The 20,273-nt window shown below is 67.6% G+C and carries 22 protein-coding genes; 14 read left to right on the forward strand and 8 right to left on the reverse strand.

What is annotated here, in order from left to right; all coding sequences use genetic code 11:
* The first annotated feature begins 101 nt into the window (after nucleotides 1–101).
* Nucleotides 102–881 carry a purine-nucleoside phosphorylase gene (locus tag AB0H00_RS14985; protein WP_357265961.1) on the forward strand — a complete coding sequence of 260 codons (780 nt, stop codon included), beginning with the start codon at nucleotides 102–104 and terminating at the stop codon, nucleotides 879–881.
* Complete coding sequence (locus AB0H00_RS14990) at nucleotides 882–2,378, forward strand: phospho-sugar mutase (RefSeq protein WP_357265963.1); 1,497 nt, start codon at nucleotides 882–884, stop codon at nucleotides 2,376–2,378. It begins immediately after the preceding gene.
* A gap of 33 nt (nucleotides 2,379–2,411) precedes the next feature.
* Here AB0H00_RS14990 and upp read toward each other — a convergent pair whose 3' ends face one another.
* Nucleotides 2,412–3,035 (reverse strand): uracil phosphoribosyltransferase, encoded by a 624-nt coding sequence (gene upp / locus AB0H00_RS14995; RefSeq protein ID WP_357265965.1) that lies wholly within the window; start codon nucleotides 3,033–3,035, stop codon nucleotides 2,412–2,414.
* Nucleotides 3,036–3,137: 102 nt separating this feature from the next.
* Here upp and AB0H00_RS15000 point away from each other — a divergent pair, with 102 nt between their 5' ends.
* From AB0H00_RS15000 to AB0H00_RS15020, 5 genes are all read left to right on the forward strand, one after another.
* A complete protein-coding gene (locus AB0H00_RS15000; protein WP_357265967.1) occupies nucleotides 3,138–3,500 on the forward strand; it encodes a hypothetical protein in 363 nt (120 codons plus the stop codon).
* Nucleotides 3,501–3,504: 4 nt separating this feature from the next.
* On the forward strand, nucleotides 3,505–4,608 hold the full coding sequence (locus tag AB0H00_RS15005; RefSeq protein ID WP_357265969.1) for a C40 family peptidase: 1,104 nt from the start codon (nucleotides 3,505–3,507) through the stop codon (nucleotides 4,606–4,608).
* Nucleotides 4,609–4,678: 70 nt separating this feature from the next.
* On the forward strand, nucleotides 4,679–5,020 hold the full coding sequence (locus tag AB0H00_RS15010; protein ID WP_357265971.1) for a hypothetical protein: 342 nt from the start codon (nucleotides 4,679–4,681) through the stop codon (nucleotides 5,018–5,020).
* Complete coding sequence (locus AB0H00_RS15015; RefSeq protein ID WP_357265973.1) at nucleotides 5,017–5,364, forward strand: YbaB/EbfC family nucleoid-associated protein; 348 nt, start codon at nucleotides 5,017–5,019, stop codon at nucleotides 5,362–5,364. The genes AB0H00_RS15010 and AB0H00_RS15015 overlap by 4 nt, the downstream gene beginning before the upstream one ends.
* Nucleotides 5,365–5,390: 26 nt before the next feature.
* A complete protein-coding gene (locus AB0H00_RS15020) occupies nucleotides 5,391–6,635 on the forward strand; it encodes a primosomal protein (protein ID WP_357265975.1) in 1,245 nt (414 codons plus the stop codon).
* Between the two features lie 400 nt (nucleotides 6,636–7,035).
* Here AB0H00_RS15020 and AB0H00_RS15025 read toward each other — a convergent pair whose 3' ends face one another.
* The 3 genes from AB0H00_RS15025 to AB0H00_RS15035 all read right to left on the reverse strand — a co-directional run bounded on the left by AB0H00_RS15025 (nucleotide 7,036) and on the right by AB0H00_RS15035 (nucleotide 10,201).
* Nucleotides 7,036–8,133 (reverse strand): adenosine deaminase, encoded by a 1,098-nt coding sequence (locus AB0H00_RS15025; protein WP_357265977.1) that lies wholly within the window; start codon nucleotides 8,131–8,133, stop codon nucleotides 7,036–7,038.
* Between the two features lie 139 nt (nucleotides 8,134–8,272).
* The gene (locus tag AB0H00_RS15030) at nucleotides 8,273–9,562 is read right to left on the reverse strand and encodes a thymidine phosphorylase (protein ID WP_357265979.1); all 1,290 of its coding nucleotides are present in this window, start codon (nucleotides 9,560–9,562) and stop codon (nucleotides 8,273–8,275) included.
* 237 nt (nucleotides 9,563–9,799) lie between these two features.
* Complete coding sequence (locus tag AB0H00_RS15035) at nucleotides 9,800–10,201, reverse strand: cytidine deaminase (RefSeq protein WP_357265981.1); 402 nt, start codon at nucleotides 10,199–10,201, stop codon at nucleotides 9,800–9,802.
* Nucleotides 10,202–10,468: 267 nt separating this feature from the next.
* On the opposite strand from AB0H00_RS15035, the gene sdhC reads away from it, so the two are divergent.
* From sdhC to AB0H00_RS15055, 4 genes are read left to right on the forward strand one after another with little or no spacing between them, the layout of a single operon-like run.
* Nucleotides 10,469–10,867, forward strand: coding sequence for a succinate dehydrogenase, cytochrome b556 subunit (gene sdhC, locus AB0H00_RS15040; protein ID WP_357265983.1), 399 nt, complete (start codon nucleotides 10,469–10,471; stop codon nucleotides 10,865–10,867).
* Nucleotides 10,868–10,871: 4 nt separating this feature from the next.
* Nucleotides 10,872–11,303 carry a succinate dehydrogenase hydrophobic membrane anchor subunit gene (locus tag AB0H00_RS15045; RefSeq protein ID WP_327112926.1) on the forward strand — a complete coding sequence of 144 codons (432 nt, stop codon included), beginning with the start codon at nucleotides 10,872–10,874 and terminating at the stop codon, nucleotides 11,301–11,303.
* Between the two features lie 15 nt (nucleotides 11,304–11,318).
* Entirely contained in the window at nucleotides 11,319–13,100 is a 1,782-nt protein-coding gene (sdhA, locus tag AB0H00_RS15050) for a succinate dehydrogenase flavoprotein subunit (protein WP_357265985.1), read from the forward strand.
* Nucleotides 13,100–13,873 (forward strand): succinate dehydrogenase iron-sulfur subunit, encoded by a 774-nt coding sequence (locus AB0H00_RS15055; protein ID WP_357265987.1) that lies wholly within the window; start codon nucleotides 13,100–13,102, stop codon nucleotides 13,871–13,873. The genes sdhA and AB0H00_RS15055 overlap by 1 nt, the downstream gene beginning before the upstream one ends.
* 90 nt (nucleotides 13,874–13,963) lie before the next feature.
* Here the strand turns inward: AB0H00_RS15055 and radC are convergent, their stop codons facing one another.
* On the reverse strand, nucleotides 13,964–14,647 hold the full coding sequence (gene radC, locus AB0H00_RS15060; RefSeq protein WP_357265989.1) for a DNA repair protein RadC: 684 nt from the start codon (nucleotides 14,645–14,647) through the stop codon (nucleotides 13,964–13,966).
* Nucleotides 14,648–14,773: 126 nt separating this feature from the next.
* Nucleotides 14,774–14,977 (reverse strand): type II toxin-antitoxin system VapB family antitoxin, encoded by a 204-nt coding sequence (locus AB0H00_RS15065; RefSeq protein WP_357265991.1) that lies wholly within the window; start codon nucleotides 14,975–14,977, stop codon nucleotides 14,774–14,776.
* 109 nt (nucleotides 14,978–15,086) lie between these two features.
* Between AB0H00_RS15065 and AB0H00_RS15070 the strand changes: the two genes are divergently transcribed.
* Complete coding sequence (locus AB0H00_RS15070; RefSeq protein WP_357265993.1) at nucleotides 15,087–15,620, forward strand: DUF4396 domain-containing protein; 534 nt, start codon at nucleotides 15,087–15,089, stop codon at nucleotides 15,618–15,620.
* Between the two features lie 122 nt (nucleotides 15,621–15,742).
* The gene (locus tag AB0H00_RS15075) at nucleotides 15,743–16,642 is read left to right on the forward strand and encodes a phenylalanine 4-monooxygenase (protein ID WP_357265995.1); all 900 of its coding nucleotides are present in this window, start codon (nucleotides 15,743–15,745) and stop codon (nucleotides 16,640–16,642) included.
* Nucleotides 16,643–16,723: 81 nt separating this feature from the next.
* Here the strand turns inward: AB0H00_RS15075 and AB0H00_RS15080 are convergent, their stop codons facing one another.
* Nucleotides 16,724–17,344, reverse strand: coding sequence for a TetR family transcriptional regulator (locus tag AB0H00_RS15080; protein ID WP_357265997.1), 621 nt, complete (start codon nucleotides 17,342–17,344; stop codon nucleotides 16,724–16,726).
* Complete coding sequence (locus AB0H00_RS15085; RefSeq protein WP_357265999.1) at nucleotides 17,334–18,848, reverse strand: MFS transporter; 1,515 nt, start codon at nucleotides 18,846–18,848, stop codon at nucleotides 17,334–17,336. Before AB0H00_RS15085 ends, AB0H00_RS15080 begins: the two co-directional genes overlap by 11 nt.
* 128 nt (nucleotides 18,849–18,976) lie before the next feature.
* On the opposite strand from AB0H00_RS15085, the gene AB0H00_RS15090 reads away from it, so the two are divergent.
* Nucleotides 18,977–20,257, forward strand: coding sequence for a D-alanyl-D-alanine carboxypeptidase family protein (locus tag AB0H00_RS15090; protein WP_357266001.1), 1,281 nt, complete (start codon nucleotides 18,977–18,979; stop codon nucleotides 20,255–20,257).
* Nucleotides 20,258–20,273: the final 16 nt, after the last annotated feature.

Raw genomic sequence — 20,273 nt, forward strand, 5'->3', positions numbered from 1 at the left:
AGCGTATCGGGCATGCGCCGACAACCCTACTCGCGGGTAGGGGCTGTGTTCGTTTCGCAGCGTCGTAGGCGCTGCGAAACAAACACACTATCGTGACGATCATGCTTGCCGAACAGGCCGCCGAGGCGATCGCCGAACGTACAGGAGTACCGCGCCACCGGGTCGCGGTGGTGCTGGGATCAGGCTGGCAGGACGCGGCCGCGGAGATCGGGCCGCCACGCGCGTCGGTGCCGATGCCCGAGCTACCGGGGTTCGGAACGCCGAGCGCGCAGGGCCACGTCGGCGTAATCCACTCCGTCGAGCTGGACAACACCGCCGTGCTGGTACTGATGGGCCGCCAGCATCTCTACGAGGGTTACCAGCCCACCGATGTGGTGCACCCGGTGACCGCTGCCGTCGCCGCGGGCGCGGAGATCGTCGTGCTGACCAACGCCGCGGGCGGCATCCGTCCCGGACTCCGGGTCGGCGACCCGGTGCTGATCAGCGATCACCTCAACCTGACCGGCCGCACCCCGCTGGCCGGCGCGACCTTCGTCGACTTGGTCGACGCGTGGGATCCCGAATTACGATCTCTGGCAAAGGAACTCGACCCGAGTCTGACGGAGGGCGTGTACGCGGGTCTGACCGGTCCGCAGTATGAGACCCCGGCCGAGATCCGGATGCTGCGCACGATCGGCGCGGATCTGGTCGGGATGTCCACGGTTCTGGAGGCGATCGCCTGCCGCGCACTCGGCGCAAAGGTGCTCGGCATCTCGCTGGTCACCAACCTGGCCGCGGGCGTCACAGGTGCGCACCTGTCGCACGCCGAGGTGCTCGCCGAGGGCAACGCCGCAGCGCCGCGGCTCGGCAAACTGCTGCGCGGCGTGCTGGAACGGGTGTAGATGCTGCGCTTCGGCACGGCCGGCCTGCGCGGACCGCTGCAGGAGGGTCCGGACGGCATGAATGTCGCGACGGTGACCAGAGCGACCGCGGGGATCGTCGACTGGCTGCGCGGTCGTTGCCTCGGCGGCGGCGCGGTGGTCGTCGGCCGCGATGCCAGGCACGGGTCCGCCGAATTCGCCACGGCGACGGCGGAAATCTTCGCCGCGGCGGGCTTTCGGGTAACGCTGCTGCCGAGTCCGCTGCCCACGCCGGTGGTCGCGTACGCGGTGCGCGAGCTGGGTGCCGTCGCCGGCGTGCAGATCACCGCGTCGCACAACCCGGCCACCGACAACGGCTACAAGGTGTACCTCGACGGCGGCGCGCAGCTGATCGCCCCCGCCGACACCGAAATCGAGCGCTGCATCGAGGCGGTCACCGAGCCGGTCGCCCGCACGCCGGTCGCCGCCGCGGACGACGATGCGGTGCGGCACTATCTGCACCGGGTGACCGAACTGCCCATGCTGATCGGCGGTGCCGGCGAGCGCGCGGGGATCAGGATCGCGCTCTCCCCCCTGCATGGCGTCGGCGGCGCTCTCGCCGTGCAAGCGCTCACCGCGGCGGGATTCACCGACATCCACGTGGTCGACCAGCAGTTCGAGCCCGACCCCGACTTCCCCACGGTCGCCTTCCCGAACCCGGAGGAGCCCGGCGCCACCGATTTGCTGCTCGCGCTGGCCGCACGGGTCGGCGCCGACCTGGCGATCGCACTCGACCCGGACGCCGACCGGTGCGCCGTAGGCATCCCGCTGCCCGACCACACCTGGCGGATGCTGCGCGGCGACGAGACAGGCGTGCTGCTGGGCGACTGCACGCTGCGCACCGCGCGTCCCGGCGCGCTGGTGGCCACGACAATCGTGTCGTCCCGGCTGCTGTCCAAGCTGGCTCCCGCCCGCGGCGGGCGTTACGCGGAAACCCTCACCGGCTTCAAATGGCTGGCCCGCGCGGGCGACGGCCTGGTGTATGCCTACGAAGAGGCGATCGGGCACTGTGTCGACCCGGCAACCGTCCGAGACAAGGACGGCATCTCCGCCGCCGTGCTGACCGCCGATCTGGTGGCCCGCCTGAAGGCCATGGACCGCACTCTCGGCGACGAACTCGATGACTATGCCGTCGAATTCGGCCTGCACGCCGGCGACCAGCTGTCACTGCGGCTTGCGTCGGCCGAGGACGCCGCCGCGGTTGTCGAACGGCTACGGGGTAATCCGCCGGACGAAATCGCGGGTGAGCCGGTGAAATACACCGACCAGCTCCAGGTGCGCGGCCGGATGCGGACCGACGCGCTGATCTTCGAGGGCGGCTCGTCACGCCTGGTGGTCCGTCCCTCCGGCACCGAGCCGAAGCTGAAGTGCTACCTGGAAGTGGTCGAGCCGGTCGCCTCGCGCGCCGACCTGGCCGCCGCGCGAGCCGCTGCGCAAGTGCGACTTTCGACGCTGCGCGACTTCTGCCGAACACTCTGACCGGTTGACGCGGCCCACCCGCGCGGGCGAGATTCAGCGCGAGCCGAACTGCCGGTCGCCCGCGTCACCCAGGCCGGGCACGATGTAGGCGTTCTCGTTCAGTCCGGCGTCGACGGCAGCGGTGACGAGCCGCACCGGAAGTCCCGAGTCGGCCAGCGCCGCAATGCCTTCCGGAGCCGCGACGACGCATACCGCGGTGATGTCGGTGGCGCCGCGCGCGGTGAGCAGATGCAGTGTGTGGCGCATCGAGCCGCCGGTGGCCAGCATCGGGTCGAGCACGAAGACCGGCAGTCCGGCGAGGTCGGCGGGCAGCGACTGCATGTAGGGGACCGGCTGGTGGGTCGCTTCGTCGCGGGCGATGCCGACGAATCCGACCCTGGCGTCGGGGATCAGCTCGGCGGCCGCGTCGACCATGCCGAGCCCGGCACGCAACACCGGAACCAGCAGCGGCGGCTCGGCCAGCCGGATGCCCTCGGTGGTGGCGACCGGCGTGACGATCTCGAACCGCTCGACCGGCGCCTCGCGCAGCGCCTCGTAGATCAGGATTCCGGTGAGATCGCGCAGCGCGGCACGGAAAGCCGCGTTCGCCGTTCGCTTGTCCCGCATCGTCGTGAGCAGTGCGGTGACGAGTGGATGGTCCACGGTGTGGGTGCGCATGAGGGAACGATAAGGTCGGTCGCGGGTACTCCGTCGAACTCCGCCCGACTTTTTTGCGAACCGGTGGAACCGAACGGGAAGAGCGCGCGTCGAATCAAGTGGATGACGTACTCTGCCTGGGAACAACAGATGGGGGAAGCTCTGATGCGAAAGATGTCGGCGGACACCGAGGGTATCGCAGCCTATGGTGTCACCGCCCAAGACATGGCGAGTGAGATGGCGGCGGCGGGGGTGAGCGCGGCGGCGGCCGAGCCGGTGTTACTCGGTCCGATCATGGGCCTCATCGGCGGCGATTTCATGGCCGCCTACACCGCGGCGCACGCTGGGCACATCGCCTCGATCGGCCAGCTCTCGGCGGTACTCGCCAGCATGGGTGGCGCGGCCGCCGGCGCGGCGACCGTACTCACCGAGACCGATACATCCCACGCGAGCGCGCTGCGGAACGCGGCGACCGAACTGGAGTGAGCCTGTGATCGACGTCAACGCGCTGGCCAAGCCGCTCTTCGACCTGCTCGCCAGCTTCGGCTCCGGCGTGCTGCCCACCGGCGGCCCCGCCGACGCACTACGCAACACCTCGACCGCGGTCGACCAGATCCACCACATGGGTCGCGACAGCATCAACGGCATGAACTCCGCGTGGGACGGCCGCGCCGCCGACGCCGCCACCGCCAAAGCACTACGGGTGCAGACCTCGGCAGCCACGATCTCGGATCGTGGCAACGACATGGCAACCGTGGTGAACCAGGCCGCGGCCGAGGTCGAGGCGGGCCAGAAGGAACTCACCGGCATCGCCCAGTCGTTCGTGAACACCGCGGCGAGCATGGGCCCCGCTCTGGCGACGCCCGAGGGGCTGACGGTGATCGTCGGCTCGGCGATCGACCACCTCGGCCAGGCGCTCAACGTGGTCGGCCGGGTGCAGAACGAGCTGCAGACGCATACCGCGTCGATGAACGACCTCACCCCGCCGCCGCCGACTCCGCCGCCCGCCGGTCTGCCCGTCTCCGCCCCTGTGCAGCAGCTGGCGTCCACCGCGTCCGGCGTGTTCACCGGCGCGGGCCAGATGATGAGCACTGCGATGAGTACACCGCGTCCCTCGCCGCAGTCCCAACGAAGTCCCAGCACCCCGGGTGCGCCACGGCCCGACACCGGCTCGTCGGGAAGGCCCGCCGACGGCAAGGGCGTGAAGATCACGTTGCCCGACGGCAGCATCGTGGAGGCGCCGAACGAGCAGGCCGCGACGGCGGTCCGCTCGGCGATCGGCGCCGTCGGCACCCCCTACGTGTGGGGTGGCAACAGTCCGGGCGCCGGGCTGGACTGCAGCGGCCTCACCAAGTACGCCTACGGCGAGGCGGGTGTCGACCTGCCTCGGCTCGCAGCCGATCAAGGCAACGGGGCCACAGCGGTATCCGCCGGTGATCTGATGCCCGGCGACCTCGCGATCTGGGACGGCCATGTGGCCATGGTGGTCGGCAACGGGCAGTTCGTCGAGGCGGGTGACCCGGTCCAGATCAGCTCGATTCGAACGGAGAATTCAGGCATGGACTTCCACGGCTTCTACAGGCCGACGGCATGACCGGTCAGGCCCGGAGGCGGCAGCGAAGCGTGACCACGGAGGGCCCCGGTCATGCCAGAAAGGACAACGCATGACCGGACCGCAGGTCCCCAACGTCACGGTGGCGAGCAGCAGCAACCGGTCCGGCACCATCTCGGTGCGGGCGACCGATCAGGGCATGCCGGTGGAAATCAAATTCGAGCGAAGCGAATACCGTTACGGTGCGCAGTCTCTCGCCAACGAGATCCTGCGGCTCACCCAGCGCTCTGCTATCGCGGCGCGGGCGCGACGGCGCGAACTGCTCGCCGAGGCGGGCATGCCCGCGGACATTCTCGATCGGCTCGGCCTACCCACCCGTCAGCAGGCAGTGGACGAGCTGGACCGGATCGATGACGCGGACACGGGACCCACGAGCTGGATGAGGCCGGTATGAGTGCGGAAATGGACGCCTTGGTCGCGTCGGCGACCCAGAAGCTCGAAGCGCTGGAGGCGGCGCTGTTCGGCCTGAAGCAGGTGCGCGGACAGTTCACCAGCGAGGACGGCTCGGTCGGCGTCGAGGTGGACAGCGACGGTGCACTGGTCGGTCTCAGCTTGGCGGAGTCGGTCACGACGTTGTCGCCCGCCGAGGTCGGACAGCTGATTGTTTGGGCGTGCCGGCGGGCCGCCGAGGATGCCGGCACACAGCGCTCGAAGGTCGTTGCAACACTGAACGAGTCATTCGTTCCGGCCGGGCAGGAGCCCGGAGGAACAAATGGGGGCGGGCCGGATAGTGCCTGACGCGGAAGGTCGATAGGCTTCCGCTCATGGCTTCTGGAGACATCGTCCCGATCGAGCTCGGCCTGACCGACGGCGATCTCGTCACCCTGTGGGCACCGCGCTGGCGAGACGGTGACGACGAGTGGGAGGCGTTCCTCGGGCACGAGGACTCCCTCTACGGTTTCGACTCCGTTGCGGAGCTGGCCGCGTTCATCCGCACCAACTCCGACAACGACCTAGTCGACCATCCGGCATGGAAGGTCGTCGCCGGCCTCTCGGCGGTCGAACTGGAGCCGGAGGAGGACTTCACCTTCGACCTGGTCGCGGTGCCGGAACTGGCTGCGGGCGACCCCGACGTGGACACCATCGCCGAGTTGGAGGACACCCTCGGTATGGTGCGCAACATCGGCGAGGTCTGCGAGCTGGAGACGGTGACCAAGTTCTTCGGTTCGCACCCGGTGCTCGGGGCCCTGCCCGGCGGGGTCAGCGCCTTCGTCGGGCGCGACGGCGAGGAGCTGTGGGATCAGATCGGCGCTGCCATCGCCAAGGGCTGGGACGACGTCCTGGACGCCATCGACTCCGTGGTCCAGACCCCGGAGGTGGACGCGGAGGCGGTCGCTGTCGCGGAGGCCGAGCTGCTCGCCGCCGAGGAGAACGTGGTCGACGCCGACGACGCGTCCGACAGCGAGGAGGACGAGGAGTTCGAGTCCGTCGACCTCGACGAGGAAGACGAGGAGGAGGACGAGTCGTTCTGGAACGAGGTCGGTATCGACCCGGTCAAGATCGTCACCTCCGAGGGCAGCTTCTTCACACTGCGCTGTTACCTCGATGACGAACCGATCTTCCTCGGTGCGAAGCGCTCGATCACGGTCTTCTCCTCCGAGCGCGCGCTGGCCCGCTATCTCGCCGACGACCATGAGCACGACCTGGCCCGGGTGAGCACATTCGCCGACGTGCAAACCGCAGCGGTCGACGGCTCCCTGGAGGTCGAGGTCACCGACGAGAATGTCTACGTGCTGCCCGGCCTGGCCGACGACCTCGCCGAGGGGCCGGAGGCGGTCGACATCGAACAGCTCGACCTTGCGGTCGAACTATTCACCGACGCCGCCGACTACGCCGAAGACGACACCGTCGAGCAGGCGCTGGCGCAGTCCACTCCACTCGGCTGGTACATCTCCTACCTGCTGAACCCGGACCCGACCCGGATGGCGCCCAACCCACCGTTCACCGCCGAGGCGCAAGCCTGGCGCGAGCTGGAACGCAATCTCGAGTCCCGGCTCGACCAGCAGTAGGCGGCTGCCTCGCCTTCGCTCGACCCGGCGCAGCCTGATGACGGACACGATCCCGGCAGTGTCCGACATCCGGCTACCTCCGCCTCCGCTCGCCCCGGCGCAAGCTTCGGGCGGATACGGTCCGACGTGTCTGACATGGGGCTATCTCCGACTTGCTCGACCCGGCGCAAGCTCCGCGCGGGCATGGCGCACCAATGCTGCGGTTGCCACCTCACCGCAACTACTCGGCGCGACCCCCGCTTCCGAGCGCAGCGAGACCGAGCATTGCCCGTTCGCGGCCCGGCTCGCGTCCGAGCGACCGAAGCGCATGCGACGCAGTCGCCAGTCTCGGTCGCTCGGACGCGAGCCAAGAGGGGGCCGCGAACACGCAGCGCCGCAGGCGCTGCAAATTGAACACGAGCTATCCGATCAGCACGGCGTATCCGGGCTTGATGATGTCGTCGATGATGCGCAGTCGCTCGGGGAACGGGATGAATGCCGATTTCATGGCATTGATGGTGAACCGCTCCAGATCACTCCAGCCGTAACCGAATGTCTCGACCAACTTGAGCATCTCCTGGCTCATGCTGGTGTCACTCATCAGCCGGTTATCGGTGTTCACCGTGACACGGAAGCGCAGCCGGGCAAGCAGGTCGAACGGATGCTTGTCCAACGAAGGCACGGCGCCGGTCTGCACGTTCGACGAAGGGCACAGCTCCAGCGGAATACGCATATCCCGCACGTAGTTCGCCACCAATCCGAGCCGCGCGTCCTCGACCGCGCCCGGTGCGCTGATGTCGTCGGTGATCCGCACGCCGTGACCGAGCCGGTCGCACCCGCAGAACGCGAGCGCCTCGTGGATGGAGGGGAGCCCGAATGCCTCGCCCGCGTGGATTGTGAAGTGCGCGCTGTTGGCGCGCATGTACTCGAACGCATCGAGGTGCCTGCTGGGTGGGAAACCCGCCTCCGCACCCGCGATGTCGAAGCCGCCGACGCCGCGGTCGCGGAAGCGCACCGCCAGCTCCGCGATCTCCCGCGAGCGCGCCGCATGCCGCATGGCGGTGAGCAGGCAGGTCACCACAATGGTGTGGCCCTGTTCCGCGGCGGCCGCCTCGCCCTCGCGAAAACCGGCGAGGGTGTGGTCGACCACCTCGTCCAACGTCAGCCCGCGCTCCAAGTGCTGCTCAGGAGCGAAGCGGACCTCGGCGTACACCACGCCGTCGGCGGCGAGGTCCTCGGCGCATTCACGGGCGACCCGGCGCAGACCCTCCGGGGTCTGCATCACCGCGACGGTGTGCGCGAAGGTCTCCAGATACCGCTCCAGCGAACCACTGTCGGCCGCGTCGCGGAACCAGGCGCCGAGCGCGGTCGCGTCGGTCGCGGGTAGTTCGTCGTAACCGCAGGTCGCGGCGAGCTCGAGCACCGTAGCCGGCCGCAGACCACCGTCGAGGTGGTCATGCAGCAGCGCTTTGGGTGCTTGGCGGATCGAGGCGAGAGTCAGAGGCATCGGTCCAGTCATGTATCGACGGTAGCCGCATCACGCCGAAACGGCAGCGAACTCCTCCATGGCAACCATCTCGTCGCCGATTCGACTCGGCCCGGTTCCCAACGGGACACCGAACCGACCGGCACCGCCCCTGCGCCACGCCGGGCGCGGATCAAGCTCCGATTCGTCCGAGGACCAGTGGGGCGGGCGAGGGCGTTGCGGCGGCCTCGACGGTGACGGCGTCGCGCAGGGCCGCCGACGCGCCCGCGAATGCCGCCGGGGTATCCGTGTGCATGGTGAGCATCGGCTGTCCCGCCGTCACGGAATCGCCTGGCTTGGCATGCATTTCGACGCCCGCGCCGAACTGGACCGGGTCGCCCTGCCGCGCACGGCCCGCACCGAGCCGCCAGGCGGCGAGGCCGACGCCCAGCGCGTCGAGCCTGGTCAGCACACCATCGCTCTCGGCCCGGACGGTCTCGGTGTGCTTCGCGATGGGCAGCGGCGCGTCCGGCTCGCCACCCTGAGCGCGAACCATCGCGCGCCAGTGGTCCATCGCCTTGCCGTCGGCGAGCACATCAGCGGGATCGATCTCCAGTCCGGCCAGCGCCACCATCTCGCGCGCCAGGGTGAGCGTCAGCTCGACGACGTCGGCGGGGCCGCCGCCCGCGAGCACCTCCACCGATTCCGCCACTTCGAGTGCGTTACCCGCGGCGCGGCCGAGCGGGGTGTCCATGGCGGTGAGGAGCGCGACCGTCCGCACGCCCGCGTCGGTGCCCAGTTCCACCATGGCCGTGGCCAGTTCGCGCGCGCCATCGAGGGTCTTCAGGAAGGCGCCGGAGCCGACCTTGACGTCGAGCACCAGCGCCGCGGTGCCCTCGGCGATCTTCTTGCTCATGATCGAGCTGGCGATCAGCGGGATCGATTCGACCGTGCCGGTAACGTCGCGCAGGGCATAGAGCCGCTTGTCCGCCGGTGCGAGATCCGCGCCCGCCGCACAGACCACCGCGCCGATGCCCGGGTCCGCCAGGATGTCGCGCATCCGCGGCACCGCCACGTCCGCCTGCCAGCCAGGAATGGCCTCCAGCTTGTCCAGCGTCCCTCCGGTGTGGCCGAGCCCGCGCCCCGAGAGCTGTGGCACGGCGGCGCCACACGCGGCGACCAGCGGCGCCAGCGGAAGCGTGATCTTGTCGCCGACCCCGCCGGTCGAGTGTTTGTCCACCGTCGGGCGCGGCAGATCGGTGAAGTCCATGCGCTGCCCCGACGCGATCATCGCGGATGTCCACCTGGCCGTCTCGCTCCGCGTCATACCCCGCCACACGATCGCCATGGCCAGCGCGGACATCTGCTCGTCGGCGACCTCGCCGCGGGTGAACCCGTCGATCACCCAGTCGATCTGCGCGTCGGACAGTTCCCCTCCGTCGCGCTTGGTCGTGATGATCGAAACCGCGTCCAGTGCCGTCACATCCGTCAGTCTGGCACGAGCCGACGCGGATCCCGATTCTTACCGGTGCATCGGTCAGCCAGCCCTCACCGCATCATTCGGGCGAGGTTGGGGAAGGAACACACGCAGGCGGACCAGCGGATCCTCGGGCTCGAGCCCGGAGCGCCGATATCCGGAAAGGCTGCGGCGAGACTCGGCTCGCGCTGACGCGATGGATGAGCGGCCTCGGCGCTCGAGACCGACTGCTGACCACTCGGCTCACATCTGCCCCGCGTCCAGGTCGTCGGGTCCGAAGGCATCCGGAAGAAGCGTGCGCAGCGGCACCGCTCCGGCCTGGTGATCGACCAGGAGTTCGGCGCCGCCGTGCTCATAGAGCAATTGACGGCAGCGACCACAGGGCATGAGGATTTCACCGCGGGAATCGGTCACGGAGATCGCCAGAAGACGTCCTCCGCCACCCGCAATCAAGTTACCGATCAGTACACATTCGGCACATAGGCCCAATCCATATGAGACATTCTCCACATTGCAACCGCTCACAATTCGGCCATCACTACTGAGAGCGGCGGCGCCGACCGGAAACCGCGAGTACGGCGCATAGGCGTTATGCCTAACTTGAATAGCCTTGGCACGCAAGACATTCCAGTCTATTTGCGACACGGGAAGCCCCTCTCGGACCGAGCCGAACATGGCCGCGCGAGGGCCACGAAAGAACCCCGCGCACATCGAGAAAGGTAAACCTAACCCGGCCGGTTGTCGCGCAACGCACGGCACTCCGAATTAGTTCCGGCATTGCGAGAGGATTAGAGTCCACAACAGATCGGTTCAGGTTCCCTTCGGCGGGTCGGAGTGCAGCCACCTGGGCATTCGCCCCCCAACGCGGCCTGCAACCGGGTCCATCAACGACGTTGGAGGCGACCGCACGCTATGACCACGATTGAAGCTCCGGCCCAGCCGAAGCGGAAGACGCTGTACCGAGGCGACCCCGGAATGTGGTCATGGGCATTGCACCGGATCACCGGCGTCGCCATCTTCTTCTTCCTCTTCGTCCATGTCCTGGACACCGCGTTGGTGCGGGTCAGCCCTGACACCTACAACGAGGCGATCGAGATCTACAAGAACCCGCTCGTCGCTTTGATGGAGATGGGCCTTGTCGTCGTCGTGCTGTTCCACGCGCTCAACGGCGTCCGCGTGATCCTGGTGGACTTCTGGTCCAAGGGCCCGAAGTACCAGCGCCTGATGCTCTGGATCATCCTCGCGATCTGGTTCCTGCTGGCGGTTCCCGCGATCGGACGCCAGTTCTTCTACCTGTTCACGGAGCACTGACACAATGACCGCACCTGTCATCGGGAAGTCGTACGACCGTCCGGCCAGCCTGGATCTGCCCCGCTCGCCGCGCGCCCGCTCGAGCAACAACTTCGAGAAGTACGCGTGGCTGTTCATGCGCTTCTCCGGCCTGCTGCTGATCGTGCTCGTGCTCGGCCATATGTCGATCATGCTGCTGCTCGACGGCGGCGTGAAGCGCCTCAACTTCGCCTTCGTAGCCGGTCGCTGGTCCAGCCCGTTCTGGCAGTTCTGGGACCTCACCATGCTGTGGCTCGCCCAGCTGCACGGCGGCAACGGGCTGCGCACCGTGATCGCGGACTACTCCCGCAAGGATTCGACCCGGTTCTGGCTGAACACGCTGCTGGCCATCTCGATGATCCTGATCATGGGCGTGGGCACCTACGTCATCTTCACCTTCGACCCCAACATCAGTTAGGAACAGGCCACCTCGATGATTGAATCCCGGATTCAGGAGCATCGCTACGACGTCGTGATCGTCGGGGCGGGTGGCGCTGGTATGCGCGCCGCTATCGAGGCGGGTCCGCGTGTTCGGACGGCGGTGCTGACCAAGCTGTACCCGACCCGCAGCCACACCGGCGCCGCACAAGGTGGCATGTGTGCCGCGCTGGCCAACGTCGAAGAGGACAACTGGGAGTGGCACACCTTCGACACCGTCAAGGGTGGTGACTACCTGGTCGACCAGGACGCCGCGGAGATCATGGCCAAGGAGGCCATCGACGCGGTGCTCGACCTGGAGAAGATGGGCCTGCCGTTCAACCGCACGCCCGAAGGCAAGATCGATCAGCGCCGCTTCGGCGGCCACACCCGCGACCATGGCAAGGCCCCGGTCCGCCGCGCGTGCTACGCCGCCGACCGCACCGGCCACATGATCCTGCAGACGCTCTACCAGAACTGCGTCAAACACGACGTGGAGTTCTACAACGAGTTCTATGTGCTGGATCTGGTGCTTACCGAGACCGAACGCGGCCCGGTCGCGACCGGCGTCGTCGCCTACGAGCTGGCCACCGGCGACATCCACGTCTTCCATGCCAAGTCGATCGTGTTCGCCACCGGCGGCTCGGGCCGGATGTACAAGACCACCTCGAACGCGCACACGCTGACCGGCGACGGCATGGCGATCGTGTTCCGCAAGGGTCTTCCGCTGGAGGACATGGAGTTCCACCAGTTCCACCCGACAGGTCTTGCCGGGCTCGGCATCCTGATCTCCGAGGCGGTCCGCGGCGAGGGCGGCATCCTGCGCAACGCCGACGGCGAGCGCTTCATGGAGCGCTACGCCCCCACCATCAAGGACCTCGCGCCGCGCGACATCGTGGCCCGGTCGATGGTGCTCGAGGTGCTGGAAGGCCGCGGCGCGGGACCGAACAAGGACTACGTCTACATCGACGTGACCCACCTCGGCGAAGACGTGCTCGAGGAGAAGCTGCCCGACATCACCGAGTTCTCCCGCACCTACCTCGGTGTCGACCCGGTGAAGGAATTGGTGCCGGTGTTCCCGACCTGTCACTACGTGATGGGCGGCATCCCGACCCGGATCCGCGGCGAGGTGCTGCGCAACAACTCCGACATCGTGCCCGGTCTGTACGCGGCGGGCGAGTGCGCCTGCGTCTCGGTGCACGGCGCCAACCGGCTCGGCACCAACTCGCTGCTGGACATCAATGTATTCGGTCGCCGCGCGGGCATCGCCGCCGCGGAGTACGCGCAGCGCAGCGACTTCGTGGATCTGCCGGAACAGCCGGCGCAGATGGTGCAGGACTGGCTGGCCATGCTGCTGAGCGAGCACGGGAACGAGCGGGTGGCCGATATCCGCACCGAGCTGCAGCGCTCGATGGACAACAACGCCTCGGTTTTCCGCACCGAGGACACGCTCAAGCAGGCCCTCACCGACATCCACGCGCTCAAAGAGCGCTACGCGCGGATCACGGTGCAGGACAAGGGAAAGCGGTACAACAGCGATTTGCTCGAGGCCGTCGAACTCGGCTTCTTGCTTGAGCTGGCCGAGGTCACCGTGGTCGGTGCGCTCAACCGCAAGGAATCGCGCGGTGGCCACGCCCGCGAGGACTACCCGGACCGCGACGACGTGAACTTCATGCGGCACACGATGGCCTACAAGGAAGTCGAACCGGGATCTCCTCCGGAGCTTGTTTCCGAGATCCGTCTCGACTTCAAGCCGGTGGTGCAGACCCGTTACGAGCCGATGGAGCGTAAGTACTGATGACTGCTGTAGCCGAAGCACCCGCGACACAGGCTCCCGCACCGGTCCCCGAGGGCTCGGTGATGATCACCGTCAAGGTGGCCCGGTTCAACCCGGAGGACGACAAGGGCGCGCACTGGGAGTCCTTCCAAGTACCGGTCCTGACGACCGACCGCTTCCTGAACGTGCTGATCTACATCAAGTCCTACCTGGACGGCACGCTCACCTTCCGCCGCTCCTGTGCGCACGGTGTCTGCGGTTCCGATGCGATGCGTATCAACGGCGTCAACCGGCTGGCGTGCAAGGTGCTGATGAAGGACATGCTGCCCAAGGGCGGCAAGTCGATCACGGTCACCGTCGAGCCGATCCGCGGACTGCCCGTGGAAAAGGACCTCGTGGTGAACATGGAGCCGTTCTTCGACGCGTTCCGCGCCGTCAAGCCCTACCTGATCACCACGGGTAACGAGCCCACGCGCGAACGCATCCAGAGCCAGGCCGACCGCGCCCGGTTCGACGACACCACCAAGTGCATCCTCTGCGCCTGCTGCACCACCTCCTGCCCCGTGTACTGGAGCGACGGCAGCTACTTCGGCCCGGCCGCGATCGTGAACGCGCACCGCTTCATCTTCGACAGCCGGGACGAAGCCGCCCGCGAACGCCTCGACATCCTCAACGATGTCGAAGGCGTCTGGCGCTGCCGCACCACCTTCAACTGCACCGACGCCTGCCCCCGCGGTATCGAAGTCACCAAGGCCATCCAGGAAGTCAAGCGCGCACTGCTGTTCACCCGCTGACCTCCCTGATCTCGAAAACGAAGGCCGCCTCCGTCTTTCGACGGTGGCGGCCTTCGCTCTCGCGCCAGGGTTGCTCAGTCCACGGTGAACCTACCCGTCACCACCTGCCAACCCGGACGCACTGGCCCATTCCTCTCCCGCGATCACCACATGGTCGAGGAATCGCAGACCCACCGTGTGGGCGGCGTCGGCGAGAAAGGTCGTGGCGCGTCGGTCGTCCACGCTGGGGGTTGGGTCGCCCGAGGGGTGGTTGTGCACCACGGCGAAGGCGCGGCCGTCGTGCCGCAGGACGGTGTTCATGATCTCCCGCACCGGGACGGCGACCTGGTCGACGGCGCCTTCCGCGACGAACACCTTGCGCCGCAACCGGTTCTGCGCATCGCACACCAAGACGAGCAGCCGCTCCACCCGCGCACCGGCGAACAGCGGCCGGGCGGCCGAGGCGACGTCGGCGGGAGTGGTCAGCCGGATCGACGGATCCCCTCCGCCCCGCGCCCGCGCGCCCAGGTGAAACGCGGCGATGATGGCGGACGCCTTCGCCACGCCGACCCCGGCTCGGCGTGACAACTCCTCCGGACGCGCCGCCGCCAACCCCGCGAGCCCCCCGTGCTCGACCAGCAATTCCACTGCCAGATCCAACGCACTCGCGCCACGCCTGCCGTGCCGCAACAACAGCGCGAGCAACTCCACATCGGTGAGCGCCTGCGGCCCGAGCGCCACCAACCGCTCCCGCGGCCGCTGCGCGGCAGGCACATCGACAAGAGAGACCGCCATAATTCCACCCCTCGACCGCATCAACAGTCCCTCGGATTCTGCCAGCCCCCACCGACACTGCGCACACGATGCGCGGTGCCGTGGGTTACTCCCACCGCCCGGCAGTAGGCTGCGTGGCCGCGGCGGCTATCGGTCGACTATTACCGCCTTCGGCTCGGATAGGTCGAAGAAAGCGTTGGCAGCCAGCTTTTCGAGGTGGTGCAGCTGGCGCTCGTGCACGACGATTCGGCGCAGAGCCTCGTTGACGGTGGCGTGACTCGTCGACGTGCCCATGATGGCGGCCGCGTCGTCGAGTAACTTCTGGTCGAGATCGATCCGCACGGATTTCATGCGCCCTCCTTCATCCTTTCGTTATCTTGCGGCACGAGGCCCGCTCATGTCTGGCAAATCGCGAACTCCATCTTCCGCATTCATACCTTACAGGGGTATCGTACGACGCATGGAGCACAGGTACGAGGGGGCCAGAGAACACGTTTCCCACTCCGCGCAGGCAACGCGCACTGCCGAAGACCATGCTGGACGGTACGCTCCGGCTACCTGGCGGATGGCGGCCGCGGCGACACTGCACTGCCTGACCGGCTGTGCCATCGGCGAAATTTTGGGCATGGTGATCGGCACCGCGCTGGGCTGGAACAACGCCTCGACGATGGCCCTGGCCATCGTGCTGGCATTCCTGTTCGGCTACGCGTTCACCATGCGCGGCGTGCTGCGGGCGGGGCTGCCGTTAGCCGCCGCCGTCACCACGGCGCTCGCGGCCGACACCGTGTCGATCACGGTCATGGAGATCGTGGACAACGCCGTGATCCTCGCCGTCCCCGGTGCCATGGACGCCCATCTGGACAGCGCGCTGTTCTGGGCCACCCTCGTGTTCTCTCTCGCGGTGGCGTTCGTACTGACCACCCCGGTGAACAAGTGGATGATCGGGCGCGGCAAGGGACACGCGGTGGTGCACTCGCTGCACGCCCACCACTGATCAGAGCCCGTCGAGCTACGACGTCCGCCAAAATCGCATGGAAAAGCTTGTTCAGCTAGGCAATGTGCCCAGCTGAACGGGCTTTTGTTGTCGGAAGCGCCGAGCGGTGCTTGCATCGAGGGATGTTCAGCGAGGCTCAGTTGTATTCGCCGGTGACCCGCACCGGCGAGGGTGATGTGAAGGTGCACCTGAGCGACGAACATCCCGGCGTGCACGACTCGGACTATCAGGCACGGCGCAACGCTATCGCTGCGCTGGCGCTGAACTACACACCAGGCTCACCGCTTCCCCACATCGCCTACACCGATGAGGAACAGCAGGTATGGCGCATCGCGTCCGCCGAACTCGCCCGCAAGCACCGCACATACGCCAGCGCGGAGGTGCTCGCGGCCGCCGAAGCGCTCGCTCTGCCGGACGATCACATCCCGCAGTTGGACGAGGTATCCGCAGCGCTCGCGCCGCTCAGCGGGTTCCGCTATGTCCCAGCCGCGGGCCTGGTGCCGCTGCGGGAGTTCTTCGGCTCATTCGCTGATCGGATCTTCCACTCCACGCAGTACATCCGGCACCACTCGGCACCGCTGTACACCCCGGAGCCAGATGCCATCCACGAGATCATCGGGCACGCCAACCAGATCGCCAGCCCCCGGTTCGCGGCCGTCTATGCCGAGGTCGGCGCCGCCGTGGGGCGACTGAGCAGCGAAAGCGCGCTGAAGTTCCTCGCCAACGTGTTCTGGTTCTCGATGGAATTCGGCGTTGTCCGCGAAGGCGACGAGATCCGTTGCTACGGGGCAGGTTTGCTGTCCTCCTACGGCGAGATCGAGGAGTTCCGGCACGCCGAGCTGCGCCCCCTCGACGTTGCCGAAATGGGCAGCGCGATCTACGACATCACCCACTACCAGCCGACCCTCTACTGTGCGGAATCGATCGCTGAGATCGAGGACGTGATCGGCGGCTTCTTCGCGACGGTGAACGACGAGACTCCCGAACGCCTGAGGCACGCGAGCGCCGCCGAGGCGCAGTAGGCTCGCGGGCGGATTCCCCGCGTTCGGCCTGCGGGACCGGCGACAGCTGCTCCCGGCGACGTACTCCGACCAGTCGAATCCTCAGTCCCGCCCCGCCTCGGGACCCGAGCCCAGCGGGAGCCCCGCGGCAAGGAAATCCAATGTGTGCGTGATGTTCTCGACATTCATCGGCGTCATCCGCGAGATGGCCAAGGCGGCGCCCGCCATCGCGCCCGCCGCCACCCGCACCTCGAAGTCATCGGGCGATCGGCCGACGTGTTCGGCCATCAGACCCGCAATGAGATCGATGCTGCGCACGATCTCCAAACCGATAGCCGACCGCAGCTCCGGCACGTGGTACAGCAGCGCCTGCCGCTCCTGCTCGAAGGCCAGCTCGGCGGCAGGCAGCGTCCCGAAGACCTCGACCACCGCGTTGCGGAAAGCGGCCATCGGCGAGATGTCGCGCGGCTGGCGCCGCAGCGCCTCGAACAACAGCGGATCGAGATCGTCGGCGAGCACCAGCTGCTCTTTGGTCGGGAAGTAGCGGAAGAAGGTGCTCGGCGAGACATCGGCGACCGCGGCGATCTGCTCGATCGTCGTCTCGTTGTACCCCTGCTCGCGGAACAGCCGGAATGCCTCCATGCGGATCGTGCGGCGAGTCCGTTCCTTCTTCCGCTCGCGCAGACCCTGCGCCGTCCCGTTCGCGGGTATCTCAACCGACATGCATCGATTCTGCCGTACCAGGCTCCCGCACCTCCGCAGGTCGCTTCGAGCGGATGAACACCACCGCGACCGCGGCCGAAAGCAGGCAGAGTGCGGCACAGGCCCACAGCATCGCGCCCATCCCGCCGACGAACGCGCTCTGCACCTGCTGCAGCATCGACGGATCCCCGAGCTTGTGCGCGATCGCTACTCCCGCGTTGACGCCGTCGGCGATCGGATCGCGGTTCAGTTCACCCAATTCCGCGCGGTACCGGGTGGACAGGACGCTGCCGAGCACCGCGACGCCGATGGTGCCGCCGGCCTGGCGCAGCGCCTGCAGCAGCGCGGACCCGGACCCGGACCGCTCGGCGGTCAGCTCGCCCATCGCCAGGCCCATGGCGGCGGGCATCACCAGACCCATCCCCGCGCCGAGCAGCGTGATCCACAGCGCGGTGCGCCCGTATCCACTGTCCACAGTGGTCAGCGCGCCCAGCGTGAGCGAGCCCGCGAGCAGTGCGAATCCCATTGTGAGCACCACACGGATACCTAGTTTCGGCAGTGCCCGGTCCACGAGCCTGCTGCCGACCAGCAATCCACCGATCAGGGGAAGCAGCCGCAGCCCGCTGCCGAGTGCGTCCACGCCGAGCACCGCCTGGAAGTATTGCGGAACGGTGAAGAACATACCGAACATGGCGAAGTTCACCATGATGGAAAAAGCAGTACCCCACCGGAATCCATCGGTGGCGAAGAGTGCGAGGTCGACGAGCGGCTGCGCGGTCCTGCGCTGCCACGCTGCGAATGCGCCGAGCAATAACGCTCCGGCCAGGACAGTGATCCAGGCAGGGCCGTCACCCCATCCTCCCTCGCCGATCCGGATGAAGCCATACGTGAGTCCGAGCATGCCTGCTGCCGACAGCACGACGCCGGGCAGATCGATACGGAAGCGGTGGGCACTGCGCGATTCCGGCACCAGCACGGCGACGGCGACCGCGCCGATCACCACCATGGGCACGTTGATCAAAAACACCGAGCCCCACCAGAAGTTGCGCAGCAGCCAACCGCCCACGATCGGGCCGAGCGGCAGCCCGATCGCGGTCGAGGTGATCCAGATGGTGAGCGCGCGCTGCCGTTCGGCCGGCTCGGGGAACATCGCGGGCAGCACCGACATCGACAGCGGCATCATGGCCGCCGCCGCGATCCCGAGCACGACACGCGCTGCGATGAGCTGACCGGCCGAGGTGGACACGGCGCAGGCGATGGACGCGGCTCCGAACAGCAGTAGCGCGGCAAGCAGGAACTTCTTGCGACCGTAGCGGTCGCCGAGCGCGCCGGCGGGCAGCATCACGGCGGCCAGCGCCAGCGTGTACGCACTGCTGAACCACTGCAGCGCGGAGGTATTCGCGTTCAGGTCGACGGCGAGCGTGGGCAGCGCCACGGTCAGCACCGTGACATCGAGCCCAATCGTGAGCATCGCCACCGCCAGCGCGCCGAGGGCAAGCCAGCGGCGGGTCGAGTCGGTCTTCATGAAGCCTCCGTAAATGAAAGTTAATACTTTTTGATAGTAACTTCCATTTAGTAGTAACTGTCAATCTGTTGGCAGTAATCTGGCTCGCCTTCGGCCGCCGGGCCGATCGCTCGCTAGGCTCATTGCCGATGAAGATCAGGGAGTTCCGTCGCCGCGCCACGCTCTGCGCCGGCGCCGTGCTGGCCGTCGCCGCGATCGGGACGGCGGCCACGCCCTCGCTCGCCGCACCGAGTACGACAACCACGCCGTTCGCCACCCCGAACACCGACGGCTGTCCGCAGAAGACGCAGCCGCCCGCGCCGATCGACGAATCCGAGGTACCCGCCCCCGGACAGCCGACGCCGACGCCGCTGCCGGTCCCCACACCCGTGGTCGGCGGCGCCCGACTCGGCGACTGCGGTGTGGTGCTGCCACAGAGTGCGGCGCCGGTGCCCCAGGACATTTCGGCGACGGCCTGGCTCGTGTCCGATCTGGACACCGGCGAGGTGCTGGCGGCGAAGGACCCGCACGGACGCTACCGGCCTGCCAGCACGATCAAGGTGCTGCTCGCCACGGTGGCACTGCGGACACTGGATCTGAACAAGGTAGTGGTCGGCACGCAAGCGGACGCCGATGTCGACGGCACCAAGGTCGGTATCGGTTCCGGCGGGGTCTACACCAATCGACAGCTGCTGCAGGCGCTGATCATGGCCTCCGGCAACGACGCGGCACACGCCATCGCCGCCCAGCTCGGCGGCGATGCTGCCACCGTCGCGAAGATGAACGAAATGGCGAAGTCGTTGCGCGCCTGGGATACTCGCGCGGCCAGTCCCTCCGGCCTGGACGGCCCCGGCATGAGCACCTCAGCCTACGACCTGGCACTGCTGTTCCGGGAGGCCATGACAATTCCGCTGTTCGCCGAGCTGATCCACACCGAGCAGGTCGACTTCCCCGGCTATCCGGCAGACCCGAAGATCCCCGGAGATACCGACCACCCCGGCTTCCTCATAGGCAACGACAACCACCTGCTCTACAACTACGAGGGCGCCCTCGGCGGCAAGACCGGGTTCACCGACGACGCCCGGCAGACGTTCGTCGCCGCCGCCCAGCGTGACGGCCGTAGGCTCGCCGTCACTTTGCTGAAGGCCGATGTGCTCCCGCTGCGCCCGTGGGAACAGGCGGCCCGTCTGCTCGACTACGGCTTCGCGCTCCCCCGCGGCACATCGATCGGCGACATGCACGAGGCCACCGTCCAGTCCACGGAGACCGACGTGGCTCTCGCCGCACCACCCGCGAGTGGGAGTGGATATTCCGCCGCGCCCCCTGCGGAAGACCGGCGTGTCAGTACCAGAACCCTGCTGATCGTCGGCGGCATCATCGTAATTCTTGCCCTGCTGGTCGGCGCGCGACAGGCCAAACGGCGGCGGTAGTCCGGGCATGCGGAGG

It is taken from the genome of Nocardia sp. NPDC023852, assembly GCF_040639505.1.
Lineage (GTDB): Bacteria > Actinomycetota > Actinomycetes > Mycobacteriales > Mycobacteriaceae > Nocardia.

Bases quoted from the DNA above. Each gene is read 5' to 3' on its own strand.
- AB0H00_RS15080 (WP_357265997.1), bottom strand. From the start codon at position 17,344: ATGTCGGTTGAGATACCCGCGAACGGGACGGCGCAGGGTCTGCGCGAG.
- upp (WP_357265965.1), bottom strand. From the start codon at position 3,035: ATGCGCACCCACACCGTGGACCATCCACTCGTCACCGCACTGCTCACG.
- AB0H00_RS15085 (WP_357265999.1), bottom strand. From the start codon at position 18,848: ATGAAGACCGACTCGACCCGCCGCTGGCTTGCCCTCGGCGCGCTGGCG.
- AB0H00_RS15065 (WP_357265991.1), bottom strand. From the start codon at position 14,977: ATGAAATCCGTGCGGATCGATCTCGACCAGAAGTTACTCGACGACGCG.
- AB0H00_RS14990 (WP_357265963.1), top strand. From the start codon at position 882: ATGCTGCGCTTCGGCACGGCCGGCCTGCGCGGACCGCTGCAGGAGGGT.
- AB0H00_RS15000 (WP_357265967.1), top strand. From the start codon at position 3,138: ATGACGTACTCTGCCTGGGAACAACAGATGGGGGAAGCTCTGATGCGA.
- radC (WP_357265989.1), bottom strand. From the start codon at position 14,647: ATGGCGGTCTCTCTTGTCGATGTGCCTGCCGCGCAGCGGCCGCGGGAG.
- AB0H00_RS15055 (WP_357265987.1), top strand. From the start codon at position 13,100: ATGACTGCTGTAGCCGAAGCACCCGCGACACAGGCTCCCGCACCGGTC.
- sdhC (WP_357265983.1), top strand. From the start codon at position 10,469: ATGACCACGATTGAAGCTCCGGCCCAGCCGAAGCGGAAGACGCTGTAC.
- AB0H00_RS15010 (WP_357265971.1), top strand. From the start codon at position 4,679: ATGACCGGACCGCAGGTCCCCAACGTCACGGTGGCGAGCAGCAGCAAC.
- AB0H00_RS15020 (WP_357265975.1), top strand. From the start codon at position 5,391: ATGGCTTCTGGAGACATCGTCCCGATCGAGCTCGGCCTGACCGACGGC.
- sdhA (WP_357265985.1), top strand. From the start codon at position 11,319: ATGATTGAATCCCGGATTCAGGAGCATCGCTACGACGTCGTGATCGTC.
- AB0H00_RS15070 (WP_357265993.1), top strand. From the start codon at position 15,087: ATGGAGCACAGGTACGAGGGGGCCAGAGAACACGTTTCCCACTCCGCG.
- AB0H00_RS15015 (WP_357265973.1), top strand. From the start codon at position 5,017: ATGAGTGCGGAAATGGACGCCTTGGTCGCGTCGGCGACCCAGAAGCTC.
- AB0H00_RS15045 (WP_327112926.1), top strand. From the start codon at position 10,872: ATGACCGCACCTGTCATCGGGAAGTCGTACGACCGTCCGGCCAGCCTG.
- AB0H00_RS14985 (WP_357265961.1), top strand. From the start codon at position 102: ATGCTTGCCGAACAGGCCGCCGAGGCGATCGCCGAACGTACAGGAGTA.
- AB0H00_RS15075 (WP_357265995.1), top strand. From the start codon at position 15,743: ATGTTCAGCGAGGCTCAGTTGTATTCGCCGGTGACCCGCACCGGCGAG.
- AB0H00_RS15090 (WP_357266001.1), top strand. From the start codon at position 18,977: ATGAAGATCAGGGAGTTCCGTCGCCGCGCCACGCTCTGCGCCGGCGCC.
- AB0H00_RS15025 (WP_357265977.1), bottom strand. From the start codon at position 8,133: ATGACTGGACCGATGCCTCTGACTCTCGCCTCGATCCGCCAAGCACCC.